8 protein-coding genes are annotated in these 10,409 nt (G+C 74.0%); 1 reads left to right on the plus strand and 7 read right to left on the minus strand.

The window, feature by feature from the left end:
* Positions 1–299 precede the first annotated feature (299 nt).
* The gene (locus tag HCJ92_RS00675) at positions 300–1,604 is read left to right on the plus strand and encodes a citrate synthase (RefSeq protein ID WP_167931366.1); all 1,305 of its coding nucleotides are present in this window, start codon (positions 300–302) and stop codon (positions 1,602–1,604) included.
* A 755-nt stretch (positions 1,605–2,359) separates the two neighbouring features.
* Here HCJ92_RS00675 and HCJ92_RS00680 read toward each other — a convergent pair.
* From HCJ92_RS00680 to iolC, 7 genes are all read right to left on the minus strand, one after another.
* Complete coding sequence (locus HCJ92_RS00680; RefSeq protein ID WP_167931367.1) at positions 2,360–2,572, minus strand: heavy-metal-associated domain-containing protein; 213 nt, start codon at positions 2,570–2,572, stop codon at positions 2,360–2,362.
* A gap of 458 nt (positions 2,573–3,030) precedes the next feature.
* Complete coding sequence (locus HCJ92_RS24580; RefSeq protein ID WP_167931368.1) at positions 3,031–3,231, minus strand: MerR family transcriptional regulator; 201 nt, start codon at positions 3,229–3,231, stop codon at positions 3,031–3,033.
* Between the two features lie 369 nt (positions 3,232–3,600).
* Entirely contained in the window at positions 3,601–5,097 is a 1,497-nt protein-coding gene (locus tag HCJ92_RS00690; RefSeq protein ID WP_167931369.1) for a CoA-acylating methylmalonate-semialdehyde dehydrogenase, read from the minus strand.
* A 94-nt stretch (positions 5,098–5,191) separates the two neighbouring features.
* Positions 5,192–7,084 carry a 3D-(3,5/4)-trihydroxycyclohexane-1,2-dione acylhydrolase (decyclizing) gene (gene iolD, locus HCJ92_RS00695; RefSeq protein ID WP_167931370.1) on the minus strand — a complete coding sequence of 631 codons (1,893 nt, stop codon included), beginning with the start codon at positions 7,082–7,084 and terminating at the stop codon, positions 5,192–5,194.
* Entirely contained in the window at positions 7,081–8,130 is a 1,050-nt protein-coding gene (iolB, locus tag HCJ92_RS00700) for a 5-deoxy-glucuronate isomerase (protein WP_167931371.1), read from the minus strand. The genes iolD and iolB overlap by 4 nt, the downstream gene beginning before the upstream one ends.
* A 308-nt stretch (positions 8,131–8,438) precedes the next feature.
* A complete protein-coding gene (locus HCJ92_RS00705) occupies positions 8,439–9,320 on the minus strand; it encodes a Cgl0159 family (beta/alpha)8-fold protein (protein WP_167931372.1) in 882 nt (293 codons plus the stop codon).
* Positions 9,317–10,330 (minus strand): 5-dehydro-2-deoxygluconokinase, encoded by a 1,014-nt coding sequence (iolC, locus tag HCJ92_RS00710; RefSeq protein ID WP_167931416.1) that lies wholly within the window; start codon positions 10,328–10,330, stop codon positions 9,317–9,319. Before iolC ends, HCJ92_RS00705 begins: the two co-directional genes overlap by 4 nt.
* Positions 10,331–10,409 lie beyond the last annotated feature (79 nt).

Below are 10,409 nucleotides of genomic sequence, written 5' to 3' on the forward strand. Positions count from 1 at the left end.
CCTCGGCGGCCACCGTGGCGAGCACCGCCGCGTTGCCCGCCCCTCCCCGGGTGCTGCCGCTCACCAGCAACAGGGACTTCATCCGCCACGCTCCCGCCCGGCACCCGGTGGCGGACGTGACGGTACTCACGGCCGTGCGACGGAGTGCTATGCCCGGCCTTGTGTACTACTGTCCGGCACGGCGTGCCAGATTTTTTGGGTTCGGCCGACCCCGAGTGCACTAAGTGGCCTCTGATGGGGGACAGTGGAAACAGTCAGGGCACCTCGAAGAAGAGGCACGACGTCGGTGAGGGATAGACGTGAGCGAACACCGCGCAAGTGATGACGCAGTAGTGGTCAAGTACTCCGGCAGCGAGTACCGGTACCCGCTGGTGGACTCGACGGTCGGCGACCGTGGTTTCGACATCGGCAAGCTGCGTGCCGAGACCGGTCTGGTGACCCTGGACTCCGGTTACGGCAACACCGCCGCGTACAAGTCGGGGGTCACCTATCTCGACGGCGAGCAGGGGATCCTGCGTTACCGCGGGTACCCGATCGAGCAGCTGGCAGAGCACGGCACCTTCCTGGAGACGGCGTACCTGCTGATCAACGGTGAGCTGCCGTCCGCGGACGAGCTTTCCGGCTTCCGCAGCGAGATCACGCAGCACACCCTCCTCCACGAGGACGTGAAGCGCTTCTACGACGGGTTCCCCCGGGACGCCCACCCGATGGCCATGCTGTCGTCGGTCGTGAGCGCGCTGTCCACCTTCTACCAGGACAGCCACAACCCGTTCGACGAGCGGCAGCGTCACATCTCGACGATCCGGCTGCTGGCCAAGCTGCCCACGATCGCCGCGTACGCGTACAAGAAGTCGGTCGGCCACCCCGTGGTCTACCCCAGCAACGAGCTGGGCTACGTGGAGAACTTCCTCCGGATGACCTTCTCGGTCCCGGCGGAGGAGTACATCCCCGACCCGGTCGTCGTGGCCGCGCTGGACAAGCTGCTCATCCTGCACGCGGACCACGAGCAGAACTGCTCGACCTCCACGGTGCGTCTGGTGGGCTCCTCGCAGGCCAACCTGTTCGCCTCGATCTCGGCCGGCATCAACGCGCTCTGGGGCCCGCTGCACGGCGGCGCCAACCAGGCCGTGCTGGAGATGCTGGAGCAGATCCAGGCGTCCGGCGGCGACGTGGACACCTTCATCCGCAAGGTGAAGGACAAGGAGGACGGCGTACGCCTGATGGGCTTCGGCCACCGGGTGTACAAGAGCTTCGACCCGCGCGCCAAGATCATCAAGGAGGCGGCGCACGACGTGCTGTCGGCGCTCGGCAAGTCCGACGAGCTGCTCGACATCGCCCTGGCGCTGGAGGAGCGCGCGCTCAACGACGACTACTTCGTCTCGCGCAACCTCTACCCCAACGTGGACTTCTACACCGGTCTGATCTACCGGGCCATGGGCTTCCCGAACTCCATGTTCACGGTGCTCTTCGCCCTCGGCCGGCTGCCCGGCTGGGTCGCCCAGTGGCACGAGATGATCAAGGAGCCCGGCTCCCGGATCGGCCGTCCGCGCCAGGTCTACACCGGCGTCGTCGAGCGGGACTACATCCCCGTCGAGCAGCGCTGATCACCCCGCCGGCACCTCTCGGGGTGCCGGCCGGGTGAAGGATCTTCACCGCTCCCCCGTAAATGTGACGCAGGTCACACGTGCGGGGGAGCAACTTTTTGCTCGCGGGGAGGTCTTATGGAGTGACATCGTCGCGGTTTCGGCTGGATCCGTGACGGTGGCCGTCGTGGCCGGGGTCCCGTGGGGGGACACTCTGCGCAGACGGCACAGAAGCGCCTCGCGTCGGGCCCTGTGGGGGGACCCGGCACGGGGCGCTTCGCATGTCCGGGGAGGGGTCCGGACGCACGGAGCGCCACCGTGCCGCGCGCGGGGTGCTTCGCGCCGTCTCGGCGGAAGCGGTGCGGACCACGCGCCGCTCTCGCGGCGCAAGGGGCCGTTCGCCTCCAACGGTTCTCGTGCCCGATGTCCGGCTGTGGAAACGCTCGTTCACCGAATGTGTCCATCTTCGCCGGACAGTTCACCCGCTCGTGTACAGCCGCCGGCGGCGGGCGGGGTTCTCCGGGGCTGCCGGAGGTCGCGCCCGTCCGTGGGGCCGGGGTGAGGCCGCCGCGGCGCCAGGGGTGCCCCGGGCGCCCGGTGGGCGGCTGCGGGGCTCGGGGAGTCCTGGCTCCCCTGGGCCCCGACCCGGGGCCCAGGGGAGCGTCGCTCGGCTTCTGCGCCGCGGGACTCGTACCCCGTCGTACTCGCGCGAGGCTCCGACGCGGCGAGATGCCGTGCCGGGCGCCGCGGGCCAGGCGGGACTCATCAGGCAGGGCCTAGGCGCGACCGGTGACCTCGTAGCCGGCCTCGTCGACGGCGGCGCGGACGGCCTCGTCGGTGAGGGGTTCCGCCGACTCCACGGTCACCGTGCCGGTGTCCGCCTTCGCCGTCACCGCGGAGACGCCCGGCAGCGCCGAGAGCTCCTCGGAGATCGCGTTCTCGCAGTGACCGCAACTCATTCCCGTGACCTGGTAGGTGACGGTGCTCATGGTGGCGCTCCTTCGGGGGAGTGGTCGAGTCCGATCGACCGACCGGTCGCCCCCGCCGCGCGGTCGGCGCGGCCGGGGCCGTCCGGGTGGGGCCGCTCGGGGGCGGGGTGCCCCGCCGCTGTCGAATGATACCCCCAAGGGGTATTCGATCCCGAGGTGCGCGGGGGTGGACCGGGGGCACCCGCGGCCTGGTGCCGGGTCGTTCGGTGCGCCGGGGCCGACGGGTGCGGGGGGTGGTGGCGGTCCGGCCGATCGGCAGGGCCGTGAGCCGTACGATCCGTACCGCGCGCACCGCCGGTACCGCCCTGGACGTGTCCTGCGGATCGTGCGTGGGGCCGCCGCGCCTACCCCGCGTCACCGGATCGCGCGAGTGCGGCCCGTATGGGCTGCGATCGGGCGCCGTGCGACGCGCCGCACGGCTGCCGCGGCCGGGTCCGCGAGGATCGGGGCGAAACGCTCTACCCGCGCCGCCAGCCGTGGCCCGGGCGGCGGCTCACCCAGTGGTGGATCGTCTCGGCGTACCAGAGGGGGCGACCGCGTTCGACGACGTCCGGTTCCGGCAGCAGGGCGTGTTTGCGGTAGGAGCGCACGGTGTCCGGCCGCACCCCGATGTGTGCGGCGATCTCGCGGTAGGACCAGAGGTCACGGCGGTCCGTCACGTCATTCCACCTCCCGCCCCGCGCCGCGTCGGGGGGTGGGGGCCGCCCGGGGGCCGCGGGCGGCGGCTGCTCGTGGTCCGAGAGCCTCGCGCGGGGCCGAGCCCCCGGCCGGCGCGGGACCCGGCCCTGTCGGCGCCCTGTGACACGCGGCCGGTGATCCGGTGACAATTGTGACCGCGCTGTCACCTGAGGTGACGGGACGGGTGTGCGAGGACCCACCAGGACGGGTGACGGGCGGTCTCCCTGCACACCCGACGGTCTCCCTGCACACCCGACGGCCGCGGCGCCGCCCGGGCCGCCGGCCCGGTCCCGGCCTGGCCCCGGCCCGGTCCCGGCACGGGCTGTCTCGCCGGGGTCAGCGTCGCCGGGTCAGCTGTTGCCGGGGAACCCGAGGTCGATGCCCGCGTCGGCCGGGTCCGGCCAACGGGTCGTCACCACCTTGCCGCGGGTGTAGAACCGCACGCCGTCCTCGCCGTAGACGTGGTGGTCGCCGAAGAGCGAGTCCTTCCAGCCGCCGAAGGAGTGGTAGCCCACCGGTACCGGCACCGGCACGTTCACCCCGACCATCCCGGCCTCCACCTCCAGCTGGAACCGGCGCGCGGCGCCGCCGTCCCGGGTGAAGACCGCGGCGCCGTTGCCCCACGGCGAGGCGTTGACCAGGGCGACCGCCTCCTCGTAGGAGTCGGCGCGGACCACGCAGAGCACCGGGCCGAAGATCTCGTCCCGGTAGGCGTCGCACTCCGTCGGCACCCGGTCCAGCAGCGAGACGCCGAGGAAGTAGCCGTCCTCGTGGCCCGGCACCCGCAGGCCGGTGCCGTCGACCACGACCTCCGCCCCCTGCGCGCGGGCCCGGTCGACGTACCCCGCCACCCGGTCGCGGTGCTCCGCCGTGATCAGCGGGCCCATCTCCGACGCCGGGTCGTCCCCGGGCCCGACCCGGACCGCCCGCGCGCGTTCCGCGATGCGTGCCACCAGGTCGTCCCCGACCGCGCCCACGGCCACGACGACCGAGACCGCCATGCACCGTTCGCCCGCCGACCCGTAGGCGGCGTTGACGGCACCGTCGGCCGCCAGGTCCAGGTCCGCGTCGGGCAGCACCACCATGTGGTTCTTCGCCCCGCCCAGCGCCTGCACCCGCTTCCCCGCGGCCACCGCGCGCCGCTGCACCTCCCGGGCCACCGGCGTGGAACCCACGAAGGAGACCGCCGAGACGTCCGGATGGTCCAGCAGACGCTCCACCGCCTCACGGTCGCCGTTGACGACGTTCAGCACGCCGTCCGGCAGCCCGGCCTCGGTCGCCAGCGACGCCAGCAGCACGGCGGCGGACGGGTCCTTCTCGCTCGGCTTCAGCACGAAGGTGTTGCCGCACGCGACGGCCAGCGGGAACATCCACAGCGGCACCATCGCCGGGAAGTTGAAGGGGGTGATCCCGGCGACGACGCCGACCGGCTGCCGCAGCGAGGCGACGTCGACCCGCGCGGAGACCTCCGTGGACAGCTCGCCCTTCAGCAACTGCGGCACCCCGCACGCCAGGTCCACGATCTCCAGCCCGCGCGCCACCTCCCCCATGGCGTCGGAGAGGACCTTGCCGTGCTCGGCCGAGATCAGCCGCGCCAGCTCCTCCCGCCGGGAGTGGAGCAGCGCCCGGTAGGCGAAGAGCACCGAGGCGCGCCGGGCCAGCGAACTCCCCGACCAGTCGGGCAGCGCCAGACGGGCGGCCGACACCGCGCGGTCGACCTCCGCGGCGGAGGCGACGGCCAGCCGGGCGGTCGCGGCGCCCGTCGCCGGGTCGTGCACCGTCAGCGTCCGCCCGGAGTCACCGGGTACGGCGGCTCCGGCGATCCAGTGACCGATGGTCTGCTTCATCTTCGGCCGGCCTCTCTCTCGGGAATCGGGCCCCGCCGCACCACGGCGGGGCCGCTCGGGACCAGGGCGCGGCGTCGCGCGCCGGGTGCCCCGCTCACAGGTGGTGGCGGCGCATCGACCGCAACCGCCGGTACTCCTCCGACGCCGTCCGGGCGGCCGGGCGGCGGGAGACCTCCGCCACCGGCACGTCCCACCACGCCTGCGCGGCCGGCACCGTCGGCTCGGGATCGGTCTCCACGTAGACGCATGTCGGCCCGTGGGAGGTCCGTGCCCAGGTCAGCGCCGCCCGCAACTCACCCACGGTGGAGGCGCGTTCTACCGCCAGCCCCAGGGAGGCGGCGTTGGCCGCCAGGTCGACCGGCAGCGGATCGCCGGTGAACGTGCCGTCCTCCGCGCGGAACCGGTAGTCGGTTCCCAGGCGTTCGCCGCCGGTGGCCTCCGACAACCCGCCGATCGACGCGTAGCCGTGGTTCTGCACCAGCACCACCGTGATCGGCAGCCGCTCCTGCACGGCGGTGACCAGCTCGGTCGGCATCATCAGGTACGTGCCGTCGCCGACGAGCGCCCACACCGGGGTGTCGGGGGCGGCCAGCCGCACCCCGATCGCGGCCGGGATCTCGTAGCCCATGCAGGAGTAGCCGTACTCCAGGTGGTACTGGCGGGGCGACCTCGGCCGCCACAGTTTGTGGAGGTCGCCGGGGAGCGAACCGGCGGCGTTGACGACGACGTCCTCGTCGCCGACGGTCTCGGCCAGCAACCCGATGACCTGCGCCTGGGTGGGGCGGGAGGTGTCCTCGGGGGTGGCGAGCGCCGCCCCGGCGACCGTCTCCCAGTCGGCCCGGCCCGCCGCGTACTCCGCCTCGTAGGCCGGCTCCACGTGGTGGCCCTCCAGCGCGGCGGTCAGCGCGGTCAGCCCGGTGCGGGCGTCGGCGACCAGCGGCAGCGCGGCCAGCTTGTGGGCGTCGTGGGAGGTGATGTTGAGGTTCAGGAACCGCACGCCCTCGCCGGCGAACAGCGTCCGGGAGGCGGTGGTGAAGTCCGTGTAGCGCGTGCCGACCCCGATGACCAGGTCCGCGTGGCGCGCCAGCGAATTGGCGACGGCGGTGCCGGTGTGCCCGATCCCGCCGGTCTCCGAGGCGTGGTCGTACCGCAGCGCGCCGGTGCCCGCCTGGGTGACGGCAACAGGGATGCCGGTGGCGTCCACCAGCTCCCGCAGCGCGTCGTGGGCCTCGCTGTGGTGGACACCGCCGCCCGCCACGATCAGCGGGCGGCGAGCCGCCCGCACCGCGGCGACGGCCGCCGCGAGCGCATCGGGGTCCGGCGCGGGCCGGTCGATCCGCCAGACCCGCTCGGCGAAGAACTCCGCGGGCCAGTCGTACGCCTCCGCCTGCACGTCCTGCGGCAGCGCCAGTGTGACGGCGCCGGTCTCCGCCGGGTCGGTCAGCACCCGCATCGCCTGGAGCGCCGCCGGCACCAGCTGCTCGGGCCGGACGATCCGGTCGAACCAGCGGGAGACCGGCCGCAGCGTGTCGTTGACGGAGATGTCGCCGCCGGAGGGGTGCTCCAACTGCTGGAGCACCGGGTCGGAGGGCCGGGTGGCGAAGACGTCGCCGGGCAGCAGCAGGACCGGGATCCGGTTGATCGTCGCCAGCGCCGCGCCCGTCACCAGGTTGGTGGCGCCGGGGCCGATGGACGTGGTGACCGCCTGCGCCCGCAGCCGGCCGGAGTGGCGCGCGAACCCGACGGCGGCGTGCACCATGGCCTGCTCGTTGCGGCCCTGGAGGTAGCGCATCCGGTCGCGGTACTCGACGAGGGCCTGGCCCACGCCGGCGACGTTGCCGTGCCCGAAGACCCCCCACATCGACTCGACGAACCGCCGCCGGACACCGTCACGTTCGGTGTGTTGGGCGGCGAGGAACCTCACCAGCGCCTGGGCGACGGTGAGCCGCTCCGTGGCCGGTCCGGTGCCGGGTGACAGCTCGCTCATGCCTCACGCGTCCCTTCTCCGGCGGGCCCGCTGCCCGCCGCGTCCCCGCGGACCTCGCGGTCCTCGCCGTGCCGTGCCCCGCCGTCCCCGCTCCCGGTCGTGCCGCCGTCCCCGTCGCCGTCCCCGTCGCCGTCGCCGTCGCGATCGCCGTCGTGGTCGCCCGGCGCCGCGGACAGCGGCAGCCGGGGGTCCACCGGCGTCGCCGGCCAGGTCGCGCGCACCCAGGTGTGGTCGGGGTGGTCGCTGATCAGCCACGCCCGCTCCGGGCTCGGCCCCGCCATGACGTTCAGGTAGTACATGTGGTGGCCGGGCGCGGCGACGGACGGGCCGTGCCAGCCGTCGGGGATGACGGCCGCGTCCCCGTCGCGGACCTCCGCCAGCACCTCCGTGCCGCGGCCCCGCCCGGAGGACGACACCCGCTGGTAGCCGAACCCGGGAGTGCCCGGCGGCGTTCCGGCGGTCTCGTCGGCGGTGAACTCGTAGTAGTAGACCTCCTCCAGCACCGACTCCTCCCCGGGCCGGTCCTCGTCGTGCTTGTGCGGCGGGTAGGAGGACCAGTTGCCGCCCGGGGTGAAGACCTCCACGGCGATCAGCCGGTCCGCCTCGAACACGTCCGCCGCGGCGAAGTTGTGCACCTGCCGCGAGCAGACGCCGCTGCCGCGCATCTCCACCGGCACGTCCTCCGCCCGGCCCGACCGCACCGGCAGCCGTCGCTCGCAGCGGGCACCGGCCAGCGCCAGGCGCGCGCCGCCCGCCGAAGTGACGGTGACCTCGGCGTCACGCGGGACGTAGGCGAAGTCCGACGGCCCGGCGAACACGGACGCCCGGCCGCGCAGTTCCAGCCGCTCCCCCTCGGCGGAGACGGTCGCGCCGCCCGACAGCGGCAGCACGATCCACTCGCTGTCGGCCGTGCGGAAGGTGTGGGACCCGCCTGCGTCCAGATGGAGCACGCGCAGCGCGCTGTGCGCCCAGCCGGCCCGCTCGGGGCTGATGTCCAGGTGGTACGGCCCGGTGGCGGTGGTGCCCGCCGGAAGGTGGTAGGTCATGGCCCGCTCTCCTCGATGGCGCGCTCCGGACGGGGACCGGCGCTGCCGGGTCCCGCCCGGCGCCCGCCGGTGCCGGGGCCGGTCCCGATGCGGTGACCGGCCCACTCCACTGTCGTCGCGGCGGGGCCGCCGCGCGAGGCCTCAGCGCGTGTGTGAGACCCCACGCCGGGCCCGCGACGCCGGCTACGGCCATCTGCCGCGGTGTCGGGAACACCCGAAGACACCCCGGTATGAGGGCGCCCCTCCGCCGTGCAGCTGACCGCATCCGACGCCGCGAGCTGATCCGACGCGGGGTCGCAAACACGCTCTCACAACAGTCCGACCGCCGTGTCCACGGCACGGGCCACGTCGTCGTCGGCCGGATAGAGCAGGGAACGCCCCGCCACCAGGCCCTGGACCGTCGGCAGCCGCAGCGCGTGCCGCCACCGGTGGAACACCTCGCCCGGATCCGGCCCCAGGTCCCCGCCCAGCAGGACGGCCGGCAGGGACGACGCCTCCAGGACCGGGCCCATGTCGTCGGGATCCGCGGTGACGGGCACCTTCAGCCAGGTGTAGGCCGAGGTGCCGCCCAGGCCGGACGCGATCGCCACCGAGGTGGTCACCGCCTCCGGGGAGACGTCGTTGACCAGCCGCCCCCGCTCGTCCCGACAGGAGAGGAAGGGCTCGACGAAGACCGGCAGCCGTCGCTCCGCCATGGCGTCCACCGCGCGCGCCGTGGCGTGCAGGGTGTTCAGCGAACCGGGGTCGTCGCGGTCGATGCGCAGCAGCAGCTTGCCCGCGTCGAACCGCATGCGGGCCAGGTCCTCCGCCCGGTGCCCGGTGAACCGGTCGTCGGCCTCGAACGACGAGCCGGCCAGGCCGCCCCGGTTCATGGAACCGAGCACGACCTTGCCCTCCAGCGCGCCGAGGAGCAGCAGGTCCTCCAGGATGTCGGCAGTGGCCAGCACCCCGTCGACGCCGGGCCGGGAGAGAGCGAGCACCAGGCGGCGCAGCAGCTCCCCCCGGTTCGCCATGGCCAGCGGCCGGCCGCCGGCCGAGAGCGCGCCGCGCGCGGGGTGGTCCGCGGCGACGATCATGAGCCGGCCGCTCTCCCCGAGCAACGGGCGGCGGACCCGCCGCCGGGCCGCCTCCTCGATCGCCTCCGGGGTGCGGCTGCGCACCGCCGGCAGGTCCGCGATGGTGATGGTCACGGGGATTCCCCCTTCGGGTCGTGCACGTCGTCAGGGGAGGCGGGTGCCGCGCCGTCCTCGCCGCGGCCCGTGGTCCCCTCCTCGCCGATCAGTTCGGCGACCTCCTCGGCGGTGGGCATCGCGGCGGAGCAGGACAACCGGGAGGCGACGAGCGCCCCCGCGGCGTTGGCGTGGCGGACGGTCCGCTCCAACTCCCAGCCGGCCAGCAGGCCGTGGCAGAGCGCGCCGCCGAACGCGTCCCCCGCGCCGAGGCCGTTGACGACCTCCACCGGGTGCGGCGGCACCTCGGCGCGGTCGCCGTCGCGGTGGACGGCGAGCACCCCGCGCGGCCCCTGCTTGACCACGGCCAGCTCCACGCCGCGATCCAGCAACGCCCGTGCACAGGATTCCGGTTCGGTCTCGCCGGTGGCGACCGCGCACTCCTCCAGGTTGCCCACGGCGACGGTGGCGTGGGCGAGCGCCTGCTCGTAGTGGGTGCGGGCCCCGTCGGGACCCGACTCCCAGAACATCGGCCGCCAGTCGAGGTCGAAGACGGTGGCGACCTGTCCCGACCGGTCGGCGCGGCGGGTCTCCAGCGCGGCGAGGGTGGCGGCCCGACTCGGCTCCGCGCACAGCCCGGTGCCGGTCATCCAGAAGACCGCCGCCTCCCGGATCGCCTCCCGGTCCAACTCCGCCGGGTGGATCTCCAGATCCGGCGCCTTGGGCTCCCGGTAGAAGTACAGCGGGAAGTGGTCCGGCGGGAAGATCTCGCAGAAGGTGACGGGCGTCGGGTACTCGGGGACCTCCGTCACCCAGCGGCCGTCCACCCCGAACTCGGCCAGCGCCTGACGGCAGTACGCCCCGAAGGGGTCGCGGCCGGTGCGGCTGACCACTGCGGTGCGGCGGCCCAACCGGGCGGCGGCCACCGCCACGTTGGTGGCCGAGCCGCCCAGGTACTTGGCGAAGGTCTCCACCCGCGCGAGCGACACCCCGGTCTGCAGGGGGTAGATGTCCACCCCGATGCGACCCATGGTGATCAGCTCGTACCGGGTGTCGCCCGCCGGCCGGGGGCCGGCGTCGTCGGTCCGTGGTGCTCCCACCGCTGCTCCC

This window comes from Streptomyces spiramenti, assembly GCF_012034385.1.
Classification (GTDB): Bacteria; Actinomycetota; Actinomycetes; order Streptomycetales; family Streptomycetaceae; genus Streptomyces; species Streptomyces spiramenti.

Excerpts from the sequence above, each read along its gene's own strand:
- HCJ92_RS00680 (WP_167931367.1), bottom strand. The coding sequence starts at position 2,572 with ATGAGCACCGTCACCTACCAGGTCACGGGAATGAGTTGCGGTCACTGC.
- iolB (WP_167931371.1), bottom strand. The coding sequence starts at position 8,130 with ATGACCTACCACCTTCCGGCGGGCACCACCGCCACCGGGCCGTACCAC.
- iolD (WP_167931370.1), bottom strand. The coding sequence starts at position 7,084 with ATGAGCGAGCTGTCACCCGGCACCGGACCGGCCACGGAGCGGCTCACC.
- HCJ92_RS00690 (WP_167931369.1), bottom strand. The coding sequence starts at position 5,097 with ATGAAGCAGACCATCGGTCACTGGATCGCCGGAGCCGCCGTACCCGGT.
- iolC (WP_167931416.1), bottom strand. The coding sequence starts at position 10,330 with ATGGGTCGCATCGGGGTGGACATCTACCCCCTGCAGACCGGGGTGTCG.